The organism is uncultured Sutterella sp., from assembly GCF_937923675.1.
Lineage (GTDB): Bacteria > Pseudomonadota > Gammaproteobacteria > Burkholderiales > Burkholderiaceae_F > Sutterella.
The window spans coordinates 214,256-239,257 of record NZ_CALDXB010000029.1 but is presented as its reverse complement, the minus strand read 5'-3'; the positions used below and the strand labels follow the sequence as shown (position 1 = coordinate 239,257).

General features: G+C 60.2%; 22 protein-coding genes. 11 read left to right on the top strand and 11 right to left on the bottom strand.

The window, feature by feature from the left end; all coding sequences use genetic code 11:
* Positions 1–256: 256 nt before the first annotated feature.
* Genes mtnA through Q0106_RS04005 form a run of 5 tightly spaced genes read left to right on the top strand, consistent with a single transcriptional unit; the run spans position 257 to position 3,810 of the window.
* Positions 257–1,351 carry an S-methyl-5-thioribose-1-phosphate isomerase gene (gene mtnA / locus Q0106_RS04025; protein ID WP_297609139.1) on the top strand — a complete coding sequence of 365 codons (1,095 nt, stop codon included), beginning with the start codon at positions 257–259 and terminating at the stop codon, positions 1,349–1,351.
* Positions 1,338–2,000, top strand: coding sequence for a class II aldolase/adducin family protein (locus Q0106_RS04020; protein ID WP_297609135.1), 663 nt, complete (start codon positions 1,338–1,340; stop codon positions 1,998–2,000). Before mtnA ends, Q0106_RS04020 begins: the two co-directional genes overlap by 14 nt.
* Complete coding sequence (locus Q0106_RS04015; protein WP_297609132.1) at positions 1,997–2,260, top strand: hypothetical protein; 264 nt, start codon at positions 1,997–1,999, stop codon at positions 2,258–2,260. The genes Q0106_RS04020 and Q0106_RS04015 overlap by 4 nt, the downstream gene beginning before the upstream one ends.
* Positions 2,257–2,766 carry a hypothetical protein gene (locus Q0106_RS04010; protein ID WP_297609129.1) on the top strand — a complete coding sequence of 170 codons (510 nt, stop codon included), beginning with the start codon at positions 2,257–2,259 and terminating at the stop codon, positions 2,764–2,766. The genes Q0106_RS04015 and Q0106_RS04010 overlap by 4 nt, the downstream gene beginning before the upstream one ends.
* A 30-nt stretch (positions 2,767–2,796) precedes the next feature.
* Entirely contained in the window at positions 2,797–3,810 is a 1,014-nt protein-coding gene (locus Q0106_RS04005) for a toprim domain-containing protein (protein ID WP_297609125.1), read from the top strand.
* Between the two features lie 4 nt (positions 3,811–3,814).
* On the opposite strand, the gene Q0106_RS04000 is transcribed toward Q0106_RS04005, so the two are convergent.
* The 6 genes from Q0106_RS04000 to Q0106_RS03975 all read right to left on the bottom strand — a co-directional run bounded on the left by Q0106_RS04000 (position 3,815) and on the right by Q0106_RS03975 (position 10,884).
* The gene (locus Q0106_RS04000) at positions 3,815–4,678 is read right to left on the bottom strand and encodes a DMT family transporter (protein WP_297609122.1); all 864 of its coding nucleotides are present in this window, start codon (positions 4,676–4,678) and stop codon (positions 3,815–3,817) included.
* Between the two features lie 120 nt (positions 4,679–4,798).
* Positions 4,799–6,598, bottom strand: coding sequence for an aspartate--tRNA ligase (gene aspS, locus Q0106_RS03995; protein WP_297609119.1), 1,800 nt, complete (start codon positions 6,596–6,598; stop codon positions 4,799–4,801).
* Between the two features lie 205 nt (positions 6,599–6,803).
* On the bottom strand, positions 6,804–7,466 hold the full coding sequence (locus Q0106_RS03990) for a DUF502 domain-containing protein (RefSeq protein ID WP_297609117.1): 663 nt from the start codon (positions 7,464–7,466) through the stop codon (positions 6,804–6,806).
* 107 nt (positions 7,467–7,573) lie between these two features.
* A complete protein-coding gene (locus tag Q0106_RS03985) occupies positions 7,574–7,798 on the bottom strand; it encodes a zinc ribbon domain-containing protein (RefSeq protein ID WP_297609114.1) in 225 nt (74 codons plus the stop codon).
* Positions 7,799–7,963: 165 nt separating this feature from the next.
* Positions 7,964–10,012, bottom strand: coding sequence for an elongation factor G (gene fusA, locus Q0106_RS03980; RefSeq protein WP_297609111.1), 2,049 nt, complete (start codon positions 10,010–10,012; stop codon positions 7,964–7,966).
* Between the two features lie 161 nt (positions 10,013–10,173).
* The gene (locus Q0106_RS03975) at positions 10,174–10,884 is read right to left on the bottom strand and encodes a response regulator transcription factor (protein WP_297609108.1); all 711 of its coding nucleotides are present in this window, start codon (positions 10,882–10,884) and stop codon (positions 10,174–10,176) included.
* A 242-nt stretch (positions 10,885–11,126) separates the two neighbouring features.
* Between Q0106_RS03975 and Q0106_RS03970 the strand changes: the two genes are divergently transcribed.
* The 4 genes from Q0106_RS03970 to Q0106_RS03955 are packed head-to-tail and all read left to right on the top strand — an operon-like array spanning position 11,127 to position 15,837.
* Positions 11,127–12,539 carry an efflux transporter outer membrane subunit gene (locus Q0106_RS03970; RefSeq protein ID WP_297609105.1) on the top strand — a complete coding sequence of 471 codons (1,413 nt, stop codon included), beginning with the start codon at positions 11,127–11,129 and terminating at the stop codon, positions 12,537–12,539.
* 21 nt (positions 12,540–12,560) lie between these two features.
* A complete protein-coding gene (locus tag Q0106_RS03965) occupies positions 12,561–13,865 on the top strand; it encodes an efflux RND transporter periplasmic adaptor subunit (RefSeq protein WP_297609102.1) in 1,305 nt (434 codons plus the stop codon).
* Positions 13,866–13,888: 23 nt separating this feature from the next.
* Positions 13,889–14,632: an ABC transporter ATP-binding protein gene (locus Q0106_RS03960; RefSeq protein WP_297609100.1), complete on the top strand. Its 744-nt coding sequence runs from the start codon at positions 13,889–13,891 to the stop codon at positions 14,630–14,632.
* Complete coding sequence (locus Q0106_RS03955; RefSeq protein WP_297609097.1) at positions 14,629–15,837, top strand: ABC transporter permease; 1,209 nt, start codon at positions 14,629–14,631, stop codon at positions 15,835–15,837. Before Q0106_RS03960 ends, Q0106_RS03955 begins: the two co-directional genes overlap by 4 nt.
* Positions 15,838–15,929: 92 nt before the next feature.
* Here Q0106_RS03955 and Q0106_RS03950 read toward each other — a convergent pair whose 3' ends face one another.
* The 4 genes from Q0106_RS03950 to Q0106_RS03935 form a co-directional block, all read right to left on the bottom strand.
* A complete protein-coding gene (locus Q0106_RS03950) occupies positions 15,930–17,825 on the bottom strand; it encodes a cation-translocating P-type ATPase (protein WP_297609092.1) in 1,896 nt (631 codons plus the stop codon).
* A 142-nt stretch (positions 17,826–17,967) separates the two neighbouring features.
* A complete protein-coding gene (locus Q0106_RS03945; protein ID WP_297609089.1) occupies positions 17,968–18,243 on the bottom strand; it encodes a metal-sensing transcriptional repressor in 276 nt (91 codons plus the stop codon).
* 11 nt (positions 18,244–18,254) lie between these two features.
* Positions 18,255–18,758 (bottom strand): single-stranded DNA-binding protein, encoded by a 504-nt coding sequence (locus Q0106_RS03940; protein WP_297609087.1) that lies wholly within the window; start codon positions 18,756–18,758, stop codon positions 18,255–18,257.
* Positions 18,759–18,797: 39 nt separating this feature from the next.
* Positions 18,798–20,012 (bottom strand): MFS transporter, encoded by a 1,215-nt coding sequence (locus Q0106_RS03935; RefSeq protein ID WP_297609084.1) that lies wholly within the window; start codon positions 20,010–20,012, stop codon positions 18,798–18,800.
* A gap of 113 nt (positions 20,013–20,125) precedes the next feature.
* On the opposite strand from Q0106_RS03935, the gene uvrA reads away from it, so the two are divergent.
* On the top strand, positions 20,126–22,930 hold the full coding sequence (gene uvrA, locus Q0106_RS03930; protein ID WP_297609080.1) for an excinuclease ABC subunit UvrA: 2,805 nt from the start codon (positions 20,126–20,128) through the stop codon (positions 22,928–22,930).
* On the top strand, positions 22,927–23,895 hold the full coding sequence (locus Q0106_RS03925) for a sugar nucleotide-binding protein (RefSeq protein WP_297609077.1): 969 nt from the start codon (positions 22,927–22,929) through the stop codon (positions 23,893–23,895). Before uvrA ends, Q0106_RS03925 begins: the two co-directional genes overlap by 4 nt.
* On the opposite strand, the gene galE is transcribed toward Q0106_RS03925, so the two are convergent.
* The gene (gene galE, locus Q0106_RS03920) at positions 23,886–24,917 is read right to left on the bottom strand and encodes a UDP-glucose 4-epimerase GalE (RefSeq protein WP_297609074.1); all 1,032 of its coding nucleotides are present in this window, start codon (positions 24,915–24,917) and stop codon (positions 23,886–23,888) included. The two genes, Q0106_RS03925 and galE, sit on opposite strands and share 10 nt — an antisense overlap.
* Positions 24,918–25,002: the final 85 nt, after the last annotated feature.

Genomic DNA, 25,002 nt, shown 5'->3' with positions numbered 1-25,002 from the left:
TGAAAATCAAAAGATTCCAGCTGAAATTAGAAATTAATGTGCGTCAGCCCTGGAGTGTAGCCGGAGAGACCTTCCGACAAGTGCTTGCTAAACTGCAATATAGGGGCCGGAGGATCGGTTTTTGCGAATATTTTCGGCTCTTCGCTGCTTCAAACGCGTAAAGCCTTGACCCGCTGCAGGTCCTCCTCGCCAGAGAGCAGTCCTGCATGTGGAATGGCGCTTTCCGCAGTCGAGCAGATTCCCCGGAGGTAAATGTATGAAGGTCAATGGCATCCCCACCCGCACCATTCGCGCACTCGATGACGGCACAGCCGTCGAGATCATCGATCAGACGCTTCTGCCCTATCGATTTGAAAAGCGCGTGCTTTCAGACTGGCGCGACTGCGTGGAGGCGATTGATGTGATGCGCGTTCGCGGGGCGCCGCTTATCGGCATTACCGGCGCCTGGGCTGTTGTGCTTGCGACCAAGGAAAATCCTGAAAATGCCGCTCTCCTCAAGGCGGCCGAGCAGATTCAGAATGTTCGCCCGACAGCGGTGAATCTTTCCTGGGCTGTCCAGCGGATGCTCGCGGCGCTTCTGCCCCGGGAGCCGTCCCTAAGGTTTGCGGCTGCCGTGAAGCTCGCAGAAGCAATGACGCAGGAAGACGTCATGCTTTCGCGCGCCATCGGCGACGCGGGCTACGGTCTGATCGCAGAGCTCTACAGAAAGCTTCGCCGTCCGGTCAACATCCTCACGCACTGCAATGCCGGGTGGCTCGCTACCGTCGACTACGGCACGGCGCTTGCGCCGATTTACTTCGCGTTTGAAAGAGGCACGCCCGTGCACGTCTGGGTAGATGAGACGCGGCCCCGCAATCAGGGGCTCCTCACGGCCTGGGAGCTCGGGCAGCAGGGCGTTCCCCATACCATCATCGCCGACAACGCCGGCGGCGAACTCATGCAGAAGGGAGCGGTCGACATGGTTATCGTCGGCGCCGACCGCATTACGCGGCGGGGCGACGTTGCCAATAAGATCGGCACTTATCTCAAGGCGCTCGCTGCCAAGGACAATGAAATTCCCTTCTATGTGGCGGCGCCTTCGTCGACAATCGACTGGAAGCTGAATGACGGCAAGCGGGAAATCCCGATTGAAAACCGCTCAGCGTCCGAAGTCCTTTCGCTTCGAGGAATTGACCGCTCGGGCGAGGTTGCCACCCTGCAGCTTGCCTCTCCCAATGAGTCGGCGGCGAACCCGGCTTTCGACGTGACCCACAACCGCTTCATCACCGGCATCATTACCGAGCGCGGCGTATTTTCGCCCACCAACCTTGCTGCAGCCTTCCAGGATCAGATTGCAAATGCAGGACTCTGAGGAACTTGCGCTGAGGCGCGCCGTCATTGAAACGGCGCGCGAACTCAACAGCCGCGGCATCAACGTCAATAAGTCGGGGAACATCTCCGCGCGTTTCCGGGACGGCTTTCTGATTACGCCGACCGGAATCCCGTATGAAACGCTGCTTCCCGAAGACATCGTTTTCATTGATTTTGAAAGCGGCGGATTTCAGGGCAGGAGGCTCCCGAGCTCCGAGTGGGAGATGCATGCCGAGGTGTACCTCGCGAGGCCTGATGCAGGAGCCGTCGCGCACTGCCACTCGGCCTACGCTACGGCTCTGGCGTGCCAGAACATGCCGATCCCGGCTTTCCACTACATGGTGGCGGCAGCCGGCGGCGATTCGATCGACGTGGTTCCATACGAGACCTTCGGCACGCATGCGCTTGCCGTGCGCGCAGCCGAATCGCTCCGGAAGAAGAATGCCTGTCTGCTCGAGCACCACGGCTCGCTCGCACTCGGGAAAACGCTCGCGAAAGCCATTCAGCTTCTTGCCGAAGTAGAGAATCTCGCCCGGCAGTACTGTATTGTTCGTTCGCTTGGCGAACCGCGCCTCATTCCGGCTGATGAGATGGCGCGGGTCGTTCAGAAATTCAAAACATACGGACGCCAACCTGGAGACACAGAGTGAAAAAGCCCATATCTGCCCCGAGAGAATGGCTGCGCTGCGACGGTACGACCGTTTCCTGCACGGAGTCGGTGCGCGTGCTCGAGGAAAACTGGCACGAAATCGCTGAACTGCTTTCCGAAAGCTATGAGGATGCCGTTCTCCTCGGCGTCGGCAAAAAGGAATTCAAGGACGCGATGAAGCGTCTGATTGATGATCTCGAGTGCGACTGGGCCGAGAAGACTGCTCCGGTGGAATCGCTCCCGAAAGGAAAGGCAAAATGAAGAAGCGTCTTTGCAGAGCGCTTTGCGCTGCGCTGGTTCTTCCCTTTTTTCTTGCTGCCTGCGCGCATCCCCAGCTTCTGGACATGGGGGAGAGCGACAGCCAGATTGTTGAATATCTCGGCAGCCCCGATGCCCGCGTGACGCTGCCCGACGGCAGTACGCGGCTCGTATACTCCGGCCAGGGCGCCGCGCAGGAAGTCTGGTGGCTTACGCTCGACAAGACCGGAAAGCTCGTGAGCCGCATCAATGCGCTCGATCGCGAACACTTTGCACTCATCAAGCCGGGCGTTTCCACTGAAAAGGATGTCTGGAATCTCTTCGGCAAGTGCGCGCAGAAGTACGAATTTGCTCTCTCAAACCAGCATGCCTGGATGTACCGCTTCAAGGATGAAGGCGCTTTCGACATGGCCTGCTGGGTGCAGTTCAACCCCGAGGGCATTGTGACGGAAGTTGGCTATACGCTTGATCCCTGGAAAGACCAGGACCACTGGCTGATTTCGTTCTGATTTCTTTCATTTCACCCGGGAGCGGCCTTAATGGACTCTGCCCTCAACCGCATCAAACATACGGCTCAGGGGCGCTGGCCCGAAATTTTCGCCGCTGCAGGGATGGATCCCGGGCACTTTGTAAAGTCAAACCGTCCGTGCCCGCTTTGCGGCGGACGGGATCGCTTCAGCCTCCTCAAGGGAGAGCGCAACGAACCCGACGGACGCTGGTACTGCCGGGGCTGCGGGTATGGCGACGGCATTGAGCTTGTGAAGCGCTTCAGGGGAACAACCTTCCCGCAAACATTGCGCTGGCTGGAGGCTTATCTCGGCATTGAGCATCAGCGGGAGGCATTCCATCCTCGCAAGGAAAAACTTTCGGATGCAGAAAAGAACGCCAGGAGGAGGGAACGCAATCTCGCCCGCTGGAATGCGGCCGTGCCGCTCAGGAACCTGAGCCGCGAGTCGCCTCAGTGGAAGTACCTCGCTTCTCGCGGGCTAGGGACTTGCGACGCGAGCGCAATGCTCCGTGCGGAAGCGGAGGCTGAGGCCTGGGAAACGAATGAGAACGGAGAACGCCGTTCTGCCGGCAGGTACCCCGCGCTTCTCGCGGCAGTGACGGACGGGAGCGGCGGGATCATTACGCTTCACAGAACCTTTCTGACGCCCGACGGCGGCAAGGCGCCTCTTTCATCTCCCAAGAAGCTTGCTCCGGGCGCAATTGAGGACGGCCTCATCCGGCTCTTCCCGCCCACGGCGATTCTCTGTCTCGCCGAAGGCATCGAAACAGCGCTTTCCGTTCATGAGATGACGGGGCTTCCCGTCTGGAGCGCCATTTCACTCACAGGCTTCAGAAAGTTCGGTGAGGTGCCCGAAGGCGTGAAGAAGATTCACATCTGCGGCGACAACGACCGTTCTTATGCCGGAGCGGCGGGGGCTTATGAATTGGCCGCCCGCATCCGCAGAAGCCGCCCGGATATCGAGGTGACGGTCCGTATTCCGCCTGAACCCGGAACGGACTGGAATGACGTTCTTCGTTCAGGCGGCAGACTGGAAATCCGCTGAAGCCTTATTTCTGCGGCGTGCGCTTCGTGAGCACCGTAGCCGAAACGCCTGCCACGATGATGATCGCGATGCCGATGGCAGTGGCGGGAGCAATGGGTTCGGCAAAGAAGAGGAGGCCGAGCACTGCGGCAAAGACAATGGCTGAGAACTGAAGCGCGCTCGTGAGGAGCATGTTGCCGGCACCCCATGCGCGGGTGAGGCAAAGCTGCGCGAGGGTTGCCGTTACGCCGATGCCGAGGAGCGCGGGGAGGTCTCCGGCCCGGATCGGATTGAGCCAGCCCGCAGTGACGAGCTGCCCGAGGAGTCCGCAGACGGTTCCGAAAAGCGTGAAGTAAAACACAATGCGCCAGTCGGGTTCGCCGATTTTGGTGAGTCCCTTTACCTGCATGTAGGCGAGCGCAGAGAAGAATCCGGAGGAAAGCCCGATTGTCGCGGCGAGTTCCTCGCCCGCATGCACTTCCGGGCGAAGCGCGAGGACCACGCCGATGAAGCCTGCCGCAATGGCTGCGAGGAGTCCAAGGCTCGGACGGCGGCCGGCTCGAAGCGCGATTACGGAAACGAAGAGCGCCATATAGAGCGGGCTCGTGTAGTTGAGGGTCATGGACGTGCCGAGTGGCAGAACGCCGAGGGTCCAGAACCAGATCGTGAGGCCGAGCGTGCCGAAGAAGCTTCTCTTCATATGAGAAAAGAAGAATTGCGTTCGGAGCGTCTGCCGCTTAAGAAGCACCCAGAGCGCGATCACAATCATGCCGAAAAGCGAGCGGTAAAAGACAAGCTCAAAGGTGGAGAAGTGCTCTGCGCCGAGCTTCGTGCAGACGGCCATCAGCGAAAAGAGGAAGGCTGCGGCAAGCATCCAGAGGCTTTGCATGTGAGGGTGTCCGGGCTGTGGAATTGAAGGGAATAAAGAAAAGAAAGCCCCGCAGTTTAGGCGGGGCTTCCGGCGGAGCCTCAGAAATGAGGCTCCCTGAAAGAAGTCGTCAGAGAGTGATTACTGCTCTTCCTTCTTCGGTTCGCGGCGAAGCTTGATGTGAAGCTCGCGCAGCTGCTTCTCGTCAACCGTCGACGGAGCCTGCGTGAGGAGGCACTGAGCGCGCTGCGTCTTCGGGAAGGCGATGACGTCGCGGATCGAATCGGCTTCGACCATCATGGCGACGATGCGGTCGAGACCGAAAGCGAGGCCGCCATGGGGAGGCGCACCGAACTTGAGGGCATCGAGGAGGAAGCCGAACTTCTGGCGAGCCTCTTCGGGGCCGATCTTGAGCGCGGCGAAGACCTTCTCCTGAATGTCCTCGCGGTGGATACGGATCGAGCCGCCGCCGATTTCCCAGCCGTTCAGAACGCAGTCATAGGCCTTGGCGTAGCAGTGTTCCGGATCCGTGAGGAGCTTGTCCTCGTCGCCGTCGAGCGGGCAGGTGAACGGATGGTGGCAGGCAACCCAGCGGTCCTCTTCTTCCGAGTACTCGAACATCGGGAAGTTGACGACCCAGAGGGGCTTCCAGCCCGGCGTGAAGAGCTTGTGCTCCTTGCCGAATTCGGAGTGACCGATCTTGAGGCGCAGGGCGCCGAGGCTGTCCCAGACAATCTTCGCCTTATCCGCGCCGAAGAAGACCACGTCGCCGTCCTTGGCGCCGACGCGTTCAAGGATCGCCTTGAGTTCTTCGTCGGAGAGGTTCTTCACGATCGGCGACTGGAGGCCTTCGCGGCCGCGGGCGAGCTCATTCACCTTGATGTAGGCGAGGCCCTTGGCGCCGTAGATCTTGACGAACTCGGTGTAGGTGTCGATTTCGGAGCGCGGCATGGAAGCGGCGCCCGGGACGCACATCGCGACAACCTTGCCGTTGTGGAGCGACTTGACGCCGGAGAAGACCTTGAAGGCCGAGTTGGCGACGATGTCGGTCACTTCGTGCAGACGCAGGCTGATGCGGAGATCGGGCTTGTCCGAGCCGTACATCGCCATTGCGTCGTCGTAGAGCATGACGGGGAACGGATCAACGAGATCAACGTCGATCGCTTCCTTGAAGACCGTGCGGACGAGCTTTTCCATCAGGCCGCGGATCTCGTCCATGTTGAGGAACGAGGTTTCAATATCGACCTGGGTGAATTCAGGCTGGCGGTCGGCGCGAAGGTCTTCGTCGCGGAAGCACTTGACGATCTGGTAGTAGCGGTCGAAGCCGGCGATCATCAGGAGCTGCTTGAAGAGCTGCGGGGACTGCGGCAGAGCGTAAAAGCACCCTTCCTGAACGCGGGACGGCACGAGGTAGTCGCGGGCGCCTTCAGGGGTGGAGCGCGTGAGGGCCGGCGTTTCGATGTCGATGAAGCCGTTGGCGTCAAGGAACTTGCGGAAGGCCATGGCCGTGCGGTAGCGGGTGCGCAGGTTCTTCTGCATGACCGGACGGCGCAGGTCGAGCACGCGGTACGTGAGGCGCGTCGTCTCGGAGAGGTTCTCGTCGTCGAGGTGGAACGGAGGCGTGGCCGAGGCGTTGAGGATCTCAAGCTCGTGGCAGAGGACTTCGACGCCGCCCGAAATCAGGGAGTCGTTCTTCGTGCCTTCAGGACGCGCGCGGACGACGCCGACGACCTTGAGGCAGTATTCGTTGCGGCAGCGGTCGGCGGTGGCAAACACTTCCGGACGATCCGGATCGCAGACAACCTGCACGAGACCCTCGCGGTCGCGAAGATCGATGAAGATCACGCCGCCATGGTCGCGGCGACGATGGGCCCAACCGTAGAGGGTCACAGTCTGGCCGATGAAGGACTCATCAACCAAGCCAGAGTACACGGTTCGCATAAAAGCTCCCAGAGTTGCTGGCCGCAGGGCCAGCAGGGTATGAAAAAAATAGCGCGCCCCAAACCCTTTCGAGGCTGGGGAGCTGCCTTGAAATCTGTCGCGCTTGGGGGTTGTCCGGCGTTCCGTCGTTTGTAGCGGCAGCGCTCCGGGACCAAGCCGTAGCATGAGTTTAGCTCGAAAGACCGCCTCGCGAGCGCGTTTTCCCCTAACCGGCGGGCTTTTTTGCCTGATTTTCTGCTGAAGCGTCGCGCTTTTCGGACGCTCCCCTGAGAGCGCCTTCAGGGGTCATGACGCCGAGGGAAACATGGAATTTAAAGGCCTGCTCGATGGTGGTCGTGGTCTTGCGGAGCTTTTCGCGCTCGACCATGATGACGTAGCCCGAAGTCGGGTTGGGCGCCGTCGGAACGAAAACCGTCACCATCTCCGTGGCCGAGAGCGTTTCGAGCGTCTCCTTGCCGGGAGTCGCCACAATGAAGCCGTAGGTCCAGCAGCCGGAAATGGGAAACTCAATGAGCACGACCTCCCTGAAGCTCTGCGTCCGGTCGGAGAGAACCGTGGCAAGGATCTGCTTCACGCCCGAATAGATCGGCCGGACCACGGGAATCTTGTCGAGGAACCACTCCCAGCGCGAAACGACCCACTGCCCGAGCATGTTGGCGACGAGCACGCCGGTGATGAGGATGACGGCTGCCGCGAGAAGAAGGCCAAGCCCCGGGATCTCGAAGCCGATGAGTTTCTCGGGATTGAGTTCAGGGGGCAGAAGATTCAGGACGACGTCGGACCAGCGAATGAGGCTTTCGAGAACCCAGAGCGTGATCGCGAGAGGCACCCAGAGCAGAAGGCCTGCGGAAAAGTATTTCTTGAGCATGATGCGTTGCGCGAAAAAAGCCGCGCTGCGAAGGTGGTCGCGGCACGGCTTTCTGGAGCTGCGCCGCATATTGGGAAGCTACGGCGCAGCAAAAGGATTCCCGGGGATTATTTGTCCGAATGCACGTGGGCAGCCGGAACAGCCTTGGGGCCGCTGTTGAAGTCGGTGGCAGCCCAGCCGGAGCCCTTCAGCTCAAAGCCAGGGGCTGAAAGCTCCTTTCTCAGGGTGTCCTTGCCGCACTTCGGGCATTTTGTAAGGGGCTTGTCGCTCATCTTCTGCAGGAAATCCTTTTCAAATCCGCAGGAAGTGCACTTGTATGCGTAAATGGGCATGATCGCATGGTCCTCGCTAGAGGACCGAAAAAAGTTCAGTCAATCGCCACGCATTATAGGAAAGAGGACGGCAGTTGTTTTTCCTGTCGTCCTCTTCTTTGAAGCGGAAGCTGACCGGGCTTCGGGAAAGATGCATGAAGGCACCGTGCCGAAGCCTCAGGTCAATCAGTCTTCATCGGCGCGCTTGAAGTTGGCAGCGAGCTCTGCCTGACGGGCCGCCGGTACCGGCTGATAGCTCGAAAGCTCCATGCTCCATGCGCCGGTGCCCTGCGTGAGGGCGTGCAGGCGCGTTGCATAGTTTTCGAGTTCAGCGAGCGGCACGAGCGCCGTCACCTCGATGTCGCCGCCCGGAAGCGCTTCGGTGTTGGTCACCTGGCCGCGGCGGCTGGCAAGGTCGCCCGCGATGTCGCCCATGTAGGCTTCAGGAGCCGTCACCTCAACGGAGACGATGGGTTCGAGCACCTGGGGCGCAGCCTTGGCGAGCGCGTCAAGGAAGGCTTTCCTGCCGGCGGCAACGAAGGCTACTTCCTTGGAGTCGACCGGGTGGCTCTTGCCGTCGTAAACGGTGACGCGCACGTCTTCAATCGGGTAGCCCGCGACGAAGCCGGTCGCCAAAACCTCGCGCACGCCTTTTTCCACGGCCGGGATGAGGTTGTAGGGAATGACGCCGCCCTTCACCTGATCGACGAATTCGAAGCCCTTGCCGCGTTCGAGCGGTTCGACGCGCAGGTAGACCTCGCCGAACTGACCGGCGCCGCCCGTCTGCTTCTTATGGCGGGCATGGCCTTCCGCCGGCGCGGAAATGGTTTCGCGATAGGGGATCGAGGGGGCCGCAGTTTCAACCTCAAGCTTGAAGTTGGCGCGCATGCGGTTGAGGATCGAGCGCACGTGCATGTCGGTGAGGCCGCGGATGACGGTTTCGTTGAGGACCGGATCGTGCTCGACCGACATTGTCGGGTCTTCGCTCTGCATCTTCGCGAGCACTTCGTTCATGCGGCTCTCGTCGCCCCGGCGTGCCGGACGAATGGCAAGGCCGTACATCGGGCGCGGGAAGTTGATGGGACGCATGCGGACGCCGCCGTCCATCGGGTCGCCGTGAATGACGGAGCCGTACTGAAGTTCGTCGATCTTGGCGAGAGCGCCGATGTCGCCCGGCGAAAGGAGATCCGTTTCCTGAGTGTTCTTGCCCTGCAGAATGAGCGGACGCGTCGCCTTGATTGGCTTCTTGCTGTTGTCGACATAAAGAACGGAGTCTCTTCTGATCGTGCCCTGATGCACGCGGAAGACGCCGATCTTGCCGATGAAGGGGTCGTTCACGATCTTGAAGACCTGAGCAATGACCGGAAGGTTCTTGTCCGGATAGGTGCGGAAGGGCGACCCGTCCTTCTTCTGGAAGAGCGCTTCATTGGCTTCGCCAGGATGCGGCAGGTGGCGGATGATCACCTTCATGAAGTCGCGGATGCCGATGAGGTTCTTCGCTGAAGTGAAGCAGACCGGGATGACGTGGCCCTCGCGGAGCGCCTTGGTGACGAGCGGGTGCAGAAGTCTCGGATCGACATGGCCTTCCTCGAGGTAGCGCTCGAGCATTTCGTCGTCCTCTTCAACCACGCGCTCGATGAAGGCGCGATGAACGTCCTCGACGGTCATGATGTCGCTGTCGCCGTCCTCGCGATCGAAGCAGTCGATGACGTGCGTGCGGTTGCGCGTCGGGAGATTGATGGGCAGCACGCCCGGTCCCCACGTTTCGCGCAGTTCCTCGAGGCACTTTTCAAGATCGGCATCCGGGAGATCAAACTTATTGATGACGATCATGCGGCAGAGTCCGCGCTCCTTGGCCGCTTCCATCATGCGGCGCGTGAGAAGCTCTGGGCCGCGCGTCGGATCAATCACTGCGCAGACCGATTTGACGGCGTCAAGCGCGGAAAGGTCCTGCCCGAGATAGTCAGGGTAGCCCGGGGTGTCGAGGATGTGAATGCGGACAGGCGTAAGGTCCGCCATGGCCGTATCCACGTGCGCAACTGCGAGGCGGATTGAGTGACCGACCTCTTTTTCGAGTGCGTCGTTGTCGCACATCGTGTTGCCGCGTTCAACGCTGCCGAGCTCCGGAATCATGCCGGAGCGGTAGAGCATGGCCTCGATCAGAGAGGTTTTGCCGCAGGAACCGTGGCCGACCAAAGCGAGGGTGCGCAGATTCTCGGTGGAATAGTTGCTCATGGCTGATCCTTTATTTTTCAGGAAAGATTCAGACCATTCTGCACTTTCATGCCGGGAAATCGGAGAAAAGCTGAAGGGAGCTTGATCAAAAGCGCAAGACAGAATCAAGCTGTGGCCGCAAGCCCGAGATTGTGTGATACTTAAGAGTTCCCGGTCCGTCGTCAGAGGCTCTGGAGTTCCTCAGGAGAACGGACAATCAGCTGGTATCCCACGCCGCGCACGCTTTCAATAGCGAGCGCTTTGCCCACAACGGCGCTCAGCTTGTGGCGGATTGAGGAAACATGCACGTCGATGGCGCGGTCGTATGGTCCCATCGACCGTCCGAGCACCTTCGGATAAATTTCCTCCTTGGAAACCGGGCCGCCTGCATTGCGGGCAAGAAGCTCAAAAAGTGAAAACTCAGTGGTGGTGAGCTCCACAGGTCTGTTGCCGGCCTTGGCTACCCGCTCCACGGGGTTGACGACAATCGGACCGACGACAATGGGAGCTGCCGTTGCTCTGGCACTCGAGGTGCGGCGCAGGATGCCGCCGATATGCGAATAAAGGTCCCGGGGCGGACAGGGCTTGACGATCGCATCGTCTGCTCCGGCTTTTTTGAGCGCTTCAGCATCTTCCTTCGTATCGGCCAGCATGAGGACCGGCGCGTCAGAGCGGAGCCTGAGCGCCGCGAGCATGGCCTCGCAGGTCATGCCGGGCAGGACTTCGTCGCAGATGATCAGATCGAGCGCTTCATTTTCGACAGCGTTAAGCCCGGGTTCGACGGCATGCGCAGGAAGAGCATGAAAGCCCTCCAGACGAAGATAGTCGACAAGCAGCGTGCGCCGTTCGGCGTCGGTGTCGATGATCAGAATGCGGCGAGGATTTTTAAACATGTGCCAACTGATGCTAAACAAAGGTTCCGCCTATCTTAACAAACCTTTGCGGCTAAATACGGTTGACGAAAGCGTTTGGCAGCCATCGACTTAGAAAGCGCTTAGGCCTGAATGAGGCCTCTCTGAAGCTGCAAAAAGTGCTAACCGGAAAGTTTTGAAATGTGCGGCTTTTCCCGCTTCCGAGCGCCTGTTTCAGCAGACAATTGCCCCAATGAAAAGCATTCCTATCGGAGAATAAAAAAATGCATGCAGGTCTGCGGTCTCTCTCAATCGCTGCCGCGCTCTGTTTCGGACTCGCCGGATGTGCGGTTGAGCATCCGGATCTGGATCGAATGACGGCGGATATGACGCCGGGAAATTGGCAGCGCTCCTCCCTGCCGACGGGCAGCATTGCCGCCTGGGACAATTTCTGGGCGCGCTGGCAGGACCCGGTGCTTACGTCGCTTCTTGAGAAAGCGTTCGAAGCCAATCCGGATATCGCAACAGCGGCGGCAAATCTGCGTTCGGCTGAAGCGAGCATCACTTCCGCCAATGCGGCGCTCTGGCCGACGGCTTCGCTGGGGGCGAACGCCGGGAAGAACCGTGCCGGCGGAACGACGCGCGACTCATATTCGCTCGAGGGTTCGGGCGGACTCGCGCTCAATCTCGCCGGATCTGAATTCTGGAAGGCGGATGCGGCAGAGCTTTCTGCCGCCGCGTCGCGCTATTCGCTCGAGGATGTCCGCGCGGCAACGGCGGCTGCCGTCGCCGAAGCCTACGTCAATCTGCGTGCGGCTCAGGCGCAGCTCGAAGTCGTCAAGAAGTCGCTCGCGAATTACATGGAAACCGCGGAAACCTCCCGCTGGCAGTTCGAGGCGGGAACGGGCGCTGCATCGGAAGCCGAGGACGCCATGGTGCAGCTTGCTTCAGCACGCGCCCGCATCCCGACTTTGGAAGGGAGCATTTTCGAATACCGGAATGCGCTGATGCGGCTCACCGCAACGCCGGTTGAAAAGCTCGAGCTCGGAGACTCCGGCGTCATCCCGCTGCCGCCCGAGGATGCCGCGGTTGCGATTCCTGCCGAAACGATTGCCAACCGACCGGATGTGCGTGCGGCGCGGCTCAATGTCGAGGCTGCGGTTATGCAGCTTAAGAGCGCCAAGAGCAATTTCTTCCCATCCCTCAATCTCTCGGGCAACATCGGGACGACCGCAGCCACGGTGAGTGCTCTGGGGACGGCCGGCACGGGCGTGGCGGGGCTCGCTGCAGCGCTCTCGCTCCCTGTTCTCAACTGGGGATCGCTGATTGCCGGAGAAGAGAGCGCGGCGGCAGACGTGGACAGAAATGTAGCCGCCTACCGGTCAACCCTCCTCGCGGCGCTTGAGGAAACCGACAATGCCATCGCATCGATTGCCAATGCGGAGCGCCGACGCACGGATCTCTCCCGTGCCGTTGAGCATGCCAGGTCTGCCGAAATGCTCGCCCGCCAGGAATATGAAGCTGGAATCGGCGACTACACGATGCTCCTTTCGACGCAGCGTTCGCTCCTTTCCGCAGAGGAATCCGAATTAAGCAACCGCGCGGATCGCGCCGCGGGCTATATCCGTCTTTACCGTGCGCTCGGAGGCGCCTGGGCAGTGGATGCTGCACGGGCAGACGGTGCTCAGAAGAATTAAGAACAAGAAGGAAATTTGGTCATGACAGACGAAAAGAAGACGCCTCAGACGCCTGAATCCGTGAAGGAGCTCTTGGGCGAAGTGCATAAGCCCTGGTACGTCCGTGCGATCCCCTGGGTTCTTGTGATCGCAGTCGCCGGCGGGGGCGCCTGGTACTGGCAGCAGAACCGGGCGGCCGGGAGCAAGGTGCAGTATGTGACTCAGCCGGTGACCAGGGGCGAGATCCGCGTGACGGTGACGGCGGACGGCACGCTCAACCCGACGCGTACGGTGACGCTCGGCTCCGAACTCTCGGGAATCGTGCGCAAGGTCAATGTCGACGTGAATGACGAAATTCACGCGAACGATGTGCTCATTGAGCTCGATACCCGCAACCTCGAATCCAAGGTGGCGAGCGCCCGTGCAACGCTTGCTAGCGCCAACGCCAAGCTTGCGGAAAGCCAGGCGACGCTTCGGGAAGCCGAGGTGAAGGATAAGCGTCTGAAGGAGCTCAACAAGCTCTCGGGCGGCAAGATGCCTTCGAGGACCGAGCTTGATCAGCAGGAGGCAGCGGTGGCAACTGCCAGGGCTGCCGTTGAGGTCGCCCGCGCTTCGATTGTGGATGCAGAGGCCTCTCTCAGTCAGGCTGAGACGGATCTCTCAAAGGCCATGATCCGTTCGCCCATTGAGGGCGTCGTGCTTGCGCGCTCGGTGGAGCCCGGCTACGCCGTGGCGGCAAGCCTCCAGGCAGTGGAGCTTCTAACGCTCGCTACCGACCTCACCAAGCTGGAGCTTCAGGTGAAGGTGGACGAAGCCGATATTGGCAGCGTCAAGTCCGGACAGCGCGCCTACTTTACGGTGAGCGCCTATCCGGACAAGCGCTTCCCAGCCACTCTGCGCAAGGTGGCATTCGGCGCCACGACGACGGAAAACGTCGTTACCTACACCACCTATCTGGATGTGGAGAACGCTGATCTTCAGCTTCGTCCCGGCATGACGGCGTCGGCAACCATTTCCACGGCTCAGCGCCAGAATGTGCTCCTTGTGCCGAATTCCGCCCTGAGGTTCGTGCCGCGCGAGGCTGCTCAGAAGGAATCCTCAAGCGCCCGTTCAACCTTCATGCCCGGTCCGCCCCGTCATTCGGGCGCGCAGAAGTCCGCCCGCGAGGATTCCTCCCAGGGACAGGCTGAACGCGTGCGCACGGTTTATGTTCTGAAGGACGGCGCCCCGCAGCCCGTGACCGTCCGCACCGGACTCACGGACGGCGCGCATACGGAAATTCTCTCCGGAGAAATCGATGAAAAGGATGCGGTCGTGGTTGACCAGCAGCGCGCTCAGAAATCCTGATGATCCGGACGGGGAGTTGATGAATGACGGATATCCCGCTTATTGAATTCCGCGGCATCGGGAAGCGCTACGGCACCGGGGAGGCGGCTTTTACGGCGCTCCACAGCATTGATCTCACGATCCATGAGGGCGAATTCGTCGCCATCATGGGGCCGTCGGGTTCGGGCAAATCCACGGCCATGAACATCATCGGCGCGCTCGACAGGCCCTCCTGGGGGGAATATCTCTTCGAGGGCGTGCATGTGGAAAATCTCAGCAACGATGAGCGCGCGATGCTTCGCCGCCGCTATATCGGATTTGTTTTTCAGGGCTTCAATCTTCTGCCGAGAACGACGGCGCTTGAGAATGTCGAGCTGCCTCTGCTTTACCGGGGCTTGAAGCGTGCAGAGCGCCAGAAGCTCGCCTTCGCGGCGCTCGAGCGCGTGGGGCTCGCCGACTGGGCGCACCACACGCCGGCAGAGCTTTCCGGCGGCCAGCAGCAGCGCGTTGCCATTGCCCGCGCAATCGTCATTAAGCCCAAGCTTCTCCTTGCGGATGAGCCGACGGGATCGCTCGACAGCGCCCGAAGCATTGAGATCATGAAGCTCCTGACAGACCTCAATCAAACGGACGGCATTACGGTTTCGCTCGTTACGCATGAGCCCGATATGGCGAAGTTTGCGCGCAGGCACATCATCTTCAGAGACGGACATCTCGTGCGCGACGACCGGGGACTCCCGGGCGCAGGAACGCAGACGCTCGCGAGGGAAGACGGAGGTGAAGCATGATCTGGAACGCATTTCTTCTTGCCGTACGGCAGATCTGGCGCAATCCGATGAGAAGTCTTCTCACGGTGCTCGGCGTCGTGATTGGCGTCGCCGCCGTCATTACGATGGTGACGATCGGCAATGGCGCAAGCGAGGCGATCCGCTCGGAAATTGAATCCTTCGGCAACAACCAGCTGATGCTGCGTCCCGGCATGCGCCTCGGTCCCGGTCAAAGGATCGGCGCTCCTTCCTTCAAGATGGAGGATGTGACGGCGCTTCAGACGCAGCTCGCGGGCGTCGTAGCCGTAGCGCCTCAGGTAAGCAAGAGCGTCACGCTGGTTGCAAACGGACGCAACTGGCAGACCAGCATTACCGGGACGACGTCGAGCTACTTCACGATTGACAATCGCACCTTTGCTGACGGGCGTGATTTCGAAGAGTCCGAGGAAATGGCGGGCTCTGCCGTCTGCGTGATCGGCTCCACGATTGCAAATGAACTTTTCGGGCGCACTGACGGCGTGGTGGGCGAACTCATCCGAACCGGGAGCTTTTCCTGCCGCGTGATCGGACTTCTCGCCACCAAGGGTTCCGCTGCCATGGGAGGAGACCAGGACGACGTCGTCATCATGCCGATCAAGACCGTGCAGCGCCGGCTGATCGGCGACACGCGCGTTTCTTCGCTTCTGATCCTGATGGACGGCAATTCCGACCGCGAGCGCCTCAAGCAGGCGGTGAAGGATCTGATGCGCGAGCGGCGTTCGCTCTCTGCGGGCGACGACGACAACTTCCAGATCATGGATACCGCGGAAATCGCTGAAAAGGTAGCCTCAACCACCGGCATCATGACGACGCTTCTCGCGGCGGTTGCCGGCGTGAGCCTCCTCGTGGGCGGCATCGGCATCATGAACATCATGCTTGTCTCCGTGACGGAGCGCACGCGCGAGATCGGCATCCGCCTCGCCATCGGCGCGCTTGGCCGGGAAGTGCTCATGCAGTTCCTGATTGAGGCGCTGATGCTCGGGTGCCTCGGCGGACTTCTCGGCATGGCGGTCGCATTCGGCGCTTCCTATGTGTTCTGCGCCTGGATGGATGTGCCTTTTGCGGTTGATCCCTTCATCAATCTGCTCGCTTTCTCGGTTTCGGCGCTCACCGGCATCGTCTTCGGCTTCTTCCCGGCGAGAAGAGCGGCAAGACTCGATCCGATCGAAGCCGTGCGTCATGAGTGAGTGAAGCGGGCTTTCCAGCCTCCTTCAAAGAGAAGGCCTCCGGGAATGTCTTTCCGGAGGCCTTTCTGCTTTATGAAGCGCTTTTCGCTCGGTCAGGCTTTCTTTTCGCCCTCAGCAGGCGTTCTCAGAAGCCTTGCGGAGTTGAGAATGACGAGGACGGAGCCGGCGTTGTGCACCAGAGCGCCCAGAACAGGTCCCATCAGGCCGAGCGCGGCGAGGATGATGGCGAGGAAGTTGATCCCCATCGCAAGCGTGATGTTGAAGCGAATCATCCGCATCATGCGGCGCGAGAGCCGGACGAGCCATGGAATCACGCGGATGTCGTCCCTCACGAGCACGATGTCGGCGGCATTGACGGCAATGTCGCTTCCGATGCCGCCCATGGCGATGCCGACCCAGGCGCGCTTCAGGGCCGGCGCATCATTGATGCCGTCGCCCACCATGGCGGTTCGGATCGTGGCGCGCTCGAGCGATTCGAGGCGGCGGAGCTTGTCTTCAGGCATGCAGCCCGCATCGACGAAGCGTTCGTCAATGCCCGCTTCTCTTGCAATATGTTCTGCGGCTTCCCTGTGGTCGCCCGTCATGAGCATCGGCGATACATTCTGTTTTTCAAGGCTGTGCATCACATCGGCAATGCCCGGGCGCATTGCGTCCGAGAGGGCCATGAAGCCCGCAACCGTGCCGTCAAGCGCGATGAAGACCGTGGTGGCGCCTTCGGCTTCGAAAGCTGCGGCTGCGGATTGAGCTTCTTCGGTGCCGGCGGCGCCGATGCGCTTAAGCCAGGAGAGACGGCCGACAGCAACTTCACGGTTGTCGATCCGCGCGCTTACGCCGCTGCCGCTTTCCATTCTGAAGTCGTCCGGGTTCGGCAATTGAGCCCGTTCAGCGTCCTTCAGCCCACGGATAATGGCGCGTCCGAGAGGGTGGCTGCTCGGCTTCTCTGCAATAGCCGCGAGGCGCAGGATGTCCTCTTCTGAACAGCCGGTCGAGAGGCTCTTTACGCCGCAGAGCGTGGGTTCGCCCGTGGTAAGCGTGCCGGTCTTGTCGAATGCGGCGCGATCGATTTCGGCAAGGCGCTCAAGCGCATCGCCTTCGCGCACGAGAACCCCTCGCTTGGTGGCGCAGCCGATTGCCGCCATGACGGCTGTCGGCGTTGCAAGCACCAGAGCGCACGGGCAGAAGACGACGAGAATCGTAACCGCGCGGATTTCCTCTCCCGTAATGAACCACGTGAGAAAAGCCATCGAGAGCGCAGCGGCAACGATCCAGGTTGCCCAGCGGTCGGCAAGACGCACGATTTTCGCGCGGCTCGCATCCGCGGATTCGACGAGCTTCGCCATGCGGGCGATCGTGGAGGATTCGCCCACGGCATCCGCGCGGAGTTCGAAAACGCCGAAGCGGTTGATGGAACCCGACATCACATGGTCGCCGGCGGTCTTGTCCACCGGGATGGGCTCACCTGTCAGAACGGATTCGTCCACAGAGGTGTTGCCCGAGAGGATTTCTCCGTCAACCGGAACGGTTTCGCCGGGATTGACGCGGACGACTTCGCCTTTCTTCACCTCTGAGGCCGGGATGATGCGCTCTGTTCCCGATGAAACCACGCGCGCGGTTTCAGGGGCGAGGGACGCAAGACGCTCAATGCCCTTTCGAGCCTTGGCGACGGTCATTTCCTCAAGAAGAGCGCCCAGCTGCATGATGACGGCGATTTCGCCCGCCGCGAAATATTCGCCGATGATGATGGACGCAATGAGGGCGAGCGACACCAGAAGGTCGGCCTTGACGTCAAAGCGCGTAATGAGGCCGATCGCAGCCTCAATGACGATCGGCGTGCCGCAAAGCAGAATCGCGATCCAGGAGAGGTCGATGCCTGCGACCGCGACGTCGAAGAAGCCTAAGAGAAGCGCAATGGCGGAGACCGCGATCAGAACGATCTGACGTCGCGTCTCATCCTGCCAGAGGGAGCGAATGAAGGAAAGCGAGGACATTTTTACCTATACCCGTATAGGTATTAAAAAAGGCGAAAAAACATGCCGCACAATGTGCGGCCTGTTGGAAGTAACGATACCCCATGGGGTATTAGGGTTAGCTTATGCCTCCGCCGGCGGACTGTCAAGGTGTCCGCTGTTTTCAGGACATGCGGGCGAAGTGCTCAACTGCTTTTGCAAACTTGGCGACGGTTGCATCGGCATCGCCCTTGGCGATGCCGTCGCGCACGCAGTGCTGCAGGTGCCCTTCAAGGACGATTTGTCCTGCTTTATGAAGGGCGCTCTTGGCGGCATTGATCTGCACGAGGATGTCCTCGCAGGGGACATCCTCATCAACCATGCGGTCGATGGCCTGAACCTGGCCGATGATCTTTTTGAGGCGCCGGTGAAGATTAGGCGCATCCATGCACTGCTTCATGGGATTTCAGATCAGAACGGAACGTCTTCGTCAAGGCTGTCGATCGGAGCAGACGCTGCGGCAGGAGAAGGCTGCGGAGCAGGTGCCGGAGCCGCCTGGCGAGCGGGTGCGGGGCGCGGCGACGATTCAAAGTCGTTCGAGGGGGCGTAGCCCGCATCTCCGCCATTATCCTGACGATTGTTGCGGCCGCCGACGAACTGCATGTTTTCGCTGACGATTTCCGTGGTCCAGCGATCCTGGCCGTTCTGGTCGGTCCATTTGCGGGTGCGCAGACGGCCTTCGATCAGGACGGAGCTACCCTTGCGCAGATAGTCCTTGGCGAGTTCGGCAGCGCGGCCGAAAAGAATGACGCGGTGCCATTCGGTTTCTTCCACGGGCTGGCCGTCGCGGTTCTTGTAGCGGCGCGAGGTGGCAATGCGCAGCGTGGCGATGGCGGTGCCGCCGTCGGGGGTGTAGCGGACTTCAGGATCGGCGCCGAGGTTGCCGAGAACAATAACCTTGTTGATGGAAGCCATATTCGGACAAAAACTAAAGGTAATGGTGTGAAATAAAAGCTAATTTAAGGCTTCCCCAGGTTTTCGGCTGGAGCGTTTGGGCTCCTTGAGGCCAATCGCTGAGGCGAGCCACAGAAGCATAGCAAAAGCGCAGGTAAAGAAGACGGCTTCTGCGCTCCACTCCCGGGCGATGAAGCCTCCGAGAGCGCCGCCCGCAAAAAGGCCGAAGTTCTGCAGGGTGTTGTAGATCCCGAGGGCGAGCCCTTTGTCGCTCTTCGGGGCAATCTTGGAAATGAGGCTCGGCAGCGTCGCTTCCAGCACATTGAAGCCCACAAAGAAGAGGCCGAGAAGAAATGCGATTTCCCAGATCGAGTGCATGAGGTAGGCAAAGAGCACGAAGGCGGCTGTGAGAAAGCCGATCACGAGCTTCATGATGCGCACCATTCTGCCGCGCTTCTCGCCCATGATGATGAGCGGCGCCATGACGATGAAGCCCGCGGTTACGGCGGGAAGATAAACCCACCAGTGGTGCTCGGAAGGCAGATTCATTTCGAGGAGCCGCGTCGGAATGACGACGAAGACAGCTGTGAGGCAGGCATGAAGGACAAAAATGCCGATGTTGAGTCTGACCAGCTGACGATCAAAGAGGATTTCCTGCCAGGGCTTGCCCGACGCTTCTGTCCTCAGGTGCTGCGGGGCGTCGGGAACAACGAATTTCGCAACGAGGATCGCGGCGAGCGCAAGAATGCCGGTGAGCGCAAAGATTCCGGGGACGCCCCAGAGGTCGGAAAGAAGCGGCGCAATGACGAGCGAAACGGCAAACGTGAGGCCGATGGAAGCTCCCACCATTGCCATCGCTTTGGTGATGACTTCTTCGCGTACCGAATCTGAAATAAAGGCAGTGACGGCGGCGGAAATGGCGCCCGCACCCTGAAGCGCTCTGCCGACAAAAATGCCCCAGATGGAGCCCGAGCAGGCGGCGATGAAGCTCCCGAGCGCAAAGATCAGCAGGCCGGCAATAATGACGGGCTTTCTGCCGAAACGGTCCGATGCGGCGCCGAAGGGAATCTGCAGAATGCCCTGAGCGAGCCCGTATATGCCGAGCGTAAGCCCCACCATGAATTCATCGTCGCCTCCGGGCAGCTCTCGCGCATAAATGGCAAAGACGGGAAGAATGACGAAAAGACCAAGCATGCGGAGCGCGAAGATGCCCGCGAGCGAAATGCTCGACTTTTTCTCGCGCGGCGTCATGCGCCAGGGGGCTGACTGAGTCATGGAAAAGGCGGGGCGATGGTGTTGTCTGCCGGTCTATGTTGGCCGGGCCGAATGTCCGCGTTATAGTTTTTCCACTTTTCCAGTGCCTTAAAAGCGGTTTGTTTCAAGCAGTCATGGATTCCATTTCTATTCGGGGCGCGCGCACGCACAATCTGAAGAACGTTTCAGTTGATCTTCCGCGCGGCAGATACATCGTGTTTACCGGCGTTTCGGGTTCGGGAAAAAGTTCGCTCGCCTTCGATACGCTCTATGCTGAAGGCGAACGCCGCTATGTTGAAAGCCTTTCTGCCTATGCCCGGCAGTTCCTCGAGCGCCTTCCCCGGCCTGAGGTGGATGAAATCCGCGGACTGCCCCCGGCGATTGCCATTGATCAGAAGACAACGCAGGGAGGAGCGCGATCAACCGTCGGTACGGCGACGGAAGTGTCGGACTACCTGAGGCTTCTTTTTGCCCGCACGGGGGATCTCTGCTGTCCGGAGCATCACCTGAAGCTGGAGGCGCAGTCGGTTGCTTATATGTCGGATCGCCTCATCGTGGATGCCGCCGACAAGAGACTGCTGATTCTGGCGCCCGTGAAGCGTCAGCATGTTTTTGAGGCTCACGAAGCCGGGCGTTTCCTCGGCCAACTGCAGAGTCAGGGGTATCAGCGCATTCGCGCGGACGGAGAGGTTCTGAGCCTTGACGACGCGGATGGAGCAGCCCTGACAGACGGGAAGCCTCATGATCTGGATGTGGTGGTCGACCGTCTGCGCGTGAGCCCGGATGCCCGCGAGCGCATTGCCTCAAGCATTGAAAATGCACTCTCGCTTTCTAATGGGCGCGTTCTTGCGCAGGACATGGATTCGGACTGGAGCGCCGCTTTTACTTCGAAATATGCCTGTCCCTTATGCGACTTTACGGCGGGAGAACTTGCTCCGGCGGACTTTTCAACGACGAGTCCCAGAGGCGCATGCCCCTCGTGCGGCGGGACGGGAGAAATCATTTCCTTTCTTCCTCAGTCGGTTGTCGCAGATCCTGCGAAATCGATCGAGGACGGAGTCCTTAAAGGAGTGGAGCCGAAGCGGGTCATTACCGCCGCCGAAGTGCTCGACATAGATGCGTCCGTACCCTGGAACGAGATTGATCCGTTGAAGCAGGAAGCGCTTCTCTGGGGAAATTCGGAAACAAAAGCGCTCAACCCGTCTTTCCCGGGAGTGATTCCGGAACTCAACGGCAAATGGAATGCCCTTACCGAACCAGAACAAGCCGCACTTCAGGATGCGAGAGGGCCGCTTTCCTGCAGGACGTGCGATGGAACCGGATTGGGGCCGATCGCACGCAATGTCTGGGTGGGAGAGAGAACAGCCGGGGGCTTCACCATCGCCGACGCTTCCAGGATGACGCTTCAATCCTTGCGCGAACGGTTGGAAGGCCTGAAGCTCTCCGGGAACAAACGCGAGATCGGCGAAAAGCTCGTCGCGGGGGCTGTTCCGCGATTGAAGTGCCTTGAGGCGCTCGGGCTCGGCTATCTCACGATTGCGAGACGAGCCAATACGCTCTCGGGCGGCGAGAGTCAGCGGATTCGTCTTGCGGGACAGATCGGGTCGGGATTGTCGGGCGTTCTCTACGTTCTCGATGAGCCGAGCATCGGGCTTCATCCGCGGGACGGAGACCGGCTCATCCGGACGCTCAAGGACCTGCGGGACCTCGGCAATACGGTCGTCATTGTCGAGCATGACGAAGACGTCATGCGCGCTGCGGACTGGATTGTGGACCTCGGACCGGGGGCCGGCGAAAAAGGCGGACGCATCGTTGCTGCCGGCACGCCCGACGAAATCATGAGGAATCCGGCTTCCGTAACGGGGCCTTATCTTTCGCGGACCAAAACCGTGGATGAAGGGACGAAGGCAAGGAAATTTTCGGCCGCGAAAGCCGAATGGCTGAGGCTCATCGGCGCCTCGGGAAGAACGCTCAAAAATGTGACGCTCGAGATCCCGGTCGGAGCGCTGACGGTCGTGACGGGGATTTCCGGCTCGGGGAAGTCGACCCTCATTACGGATACGCTTCTTCCCGCAATGGCGGGTCTCCTCAACAATGCGAAAACGCCCGCGCTTCCCTTTGCGCAGCTTGAGGGAAGCGATCTGTTCGACAAGGTCATTTCCGTCGATCAGACGCCGATCGGAAGAACGCCGAGATCCAATGCAGCTACGTATACCGGGCTCTTCACGCTGATTCGGGACGTGTTTGCGCAGACGCTTACTGCTCGCGAGCGCGGCTACGACGCCTCGCGCTTCAGCTTCAATGCCCGGGGCGGAAGGTGCGAGGCTTGTTCCGGGGACGGCCTTCTACGCGTTGAGATGCAGTTCCTGCCGGATGTCTTTGTGACCTGCGACGTCTGCGGCGGCAGGCGCTACAACCGTGAAACGCTCGAATGTCGCTGGAAGGGTCTTTCGATTGCCGATGTGCTTGACCTCACCGTGGATGAAGCGCGCGCCGTTTTTGCCCAGCAGCCTCAGATCATCCGCAAGCTCGATACGCTGGCCGACGTGGGGCTCGGCTACATCCGGCTCGGACAAAATGCGGCGACTTTCTCGGGCGGCGAAGCGCAGCGCGTAAAGCTCGCTGCCGAGCTGGCGCGCCGCGATACGGGAAGAACGCTCTACATTCTCGATGAGCCGACGACCGGACTTCATTTTGAAGATACGGCGAAGCTCCTCAGAGCTTTGAGGCGCCTCACTGAACTCGGGAATACCGTGCTCGTCATTGAGCACGATCTGGCCGTAGCCGCAGCTGCCGACTGGCTCATTGACATGGGGCCGGAAGGCGGCGAGGCAGGCGGGGAAATTGTTGCGGCAGGAACGCCCAAGGCATTGATCCGCAATAAGAAAAGCATTACCGGCCCCTGGCTCAGGACTTATTTCGAGAGGGCTTCTGCATGAGCGGCATCCTGATTCTCGGCGGCGCCGGAAGGCTTGGACGCGTGCTTGAGAAGACGCTTCGGCAGCTCGGCGGCAGGAATGTAGTTGCCGCACCGCGCGCAGAGGCGGATGCGGCGGATCCTGCGGCGGTCCTGAGCCTCTCGAGCCGTTTTCCCGGAGGGCGCCCCGACTGGGTTGTCTGCGCGGCGGCATGGTCCGATGTGGCGCGTGCGGAAGTCGACCGGAAAGGCGCTTTTCGCGGAAACGCGCTTGCTCCCCGCGGAGCCGCGCTTGCCGCGGCGCACTGGGGCGTGCCGCTGCTTCACTATTCGTCAGACTATGTCTTTTCGGGCGGCGGCCGTCGGCTGCTTCACTCTGACCGGCGGCCGAAGCCTCAGGGTGCGTATGGACGCACAAAGCTCGAAGGGGAGCGTGAGGTTTTCCGCATCATCCGCAAATCCCGGGGAAAAGCTCTTATTGTCCGGGCGGGCTGGCTCTATTCAGAAGCAACAGGGGCAGGCTTCCCGCAAAAAGTACTCGAGCGGGCGCTCTCCGGAAAACCCATTGTCATGCGGACCAATCAGTTCGGGCTGCCGTCAAGCTATGAGGCGCTCGCCTTCTGGTCTGCCTCCATGATGATGGGCGGAGGAGAGCGCGCGCTCATCAGCGGCGAGCCGAAAGTTCTGCATTTTGCGCCGCAGGGGAAACACGTGTCGCGGCATGCGCTTGCCAAAAGGATTCTTTCCCGGGCCGCGGAATATTCCGGGAGAGAAGACTCAGGACTGGAGGTTCTGTTCAGGAATGCGCTCGCTGGCATGAAGGGCTTCAGAACGCATCAGAAGAGTCAGCCCGAGAATTGCAGACTTTCGTGTGAACAACTTGCGTTTTTCAATGCAAGTTGTTGTTATTCATGGCAGGAGTCTGTGGATAAGTCCGTGGATAATTTCCTCCTGCCACGATTTGCAATTGGGGAAACTCAGGATTGATTCGATTGGGCCCGGAGTTCCTCAGCACGCTTTTCTTCAAAACGCCATGCGTCGCGGCACATGTCGTCGATGCCGAGTTTTGCCTCCCAGCCGAAGAGTTTCTTGGCCAGCGCGGGATCGCACCAGTTGGCGGCGATGTCGCCCGCGCGGCGGGGACCGATTTTGAGAGGAACCTTGCGCCCTGAGGCTTTCTCAAAGGCCTTGACGACTTCGAGCACGCTGTAGCCTCTGCCGCAGCCGAGGTTCACGGCCTTCCAGCCGGTGTGGCTCATGGCGTAGGGAAGCGCCGCAGCATGGCCGCGCGCCAGATCCATGACATGGATGTAGTCGCGCACGCCCGTGCCGTCAGGCGTTTCATAGTCGCCGCCGAAGACGTTGAGGCAGGGAAGCCGCCCGTTTGCCACGCGGGCCACGTAAGGAAGGAGATTATTGGGAATGCCGTTCGGATCCTCGCCGATCAGCCCGGACGGGTGGGCTCCGATCGGATTGAAGTATCTCAGGCAGATTGCGCTCCATTCAGGATCAGCCCGGCAGAGGTCGGAGAGGATCTCCTCGATCTGAAGTTTTGTGCGTCCGTAGGGATTCGTAGCTTCTCCCGTCGGATCGGATTCGCGCAGCGGGAGGCTCTTCGGCGTCCCGTAGACGGTGGAGGAGGAGCTGAAGATGAGGCGTTTGACGTCAGCTTTCCTCATGGCTTCAAGGAGCCGGATCGTGCCGATCAGATTGTTGTCGTAATACTCAAGGGGCTTTGCCACGGATTCGCCCACGGCCTTCAGGCCGGCGAAGTGGATGACGGCTTCGATCCTCTCGTCGCGAAGCGCCTTTTCGAGGCGCGCTTCGTCGCGGATGTCGCCTTCAATGAATTTCGGAGTCTTCCCTGTAATTGCAGCAATGCGCCCGGCGACGCCCTGGTCGGCATTTGAGAGGTTGTCGTAGAGCACCGGTTCGTGCCCTGCTTCCTGAAGCACCACAGCCGTGTGGGAGCCGATAAAGCCCATGCCGCCCGTCAGAAGTACGCGCATACAATCATCCTATTGAGTATTCTCGGGAAATCGAGGGGCATGGAAATCAACGTTTTCCATGTCTCCTGCAGAAGCGAATTTTGTC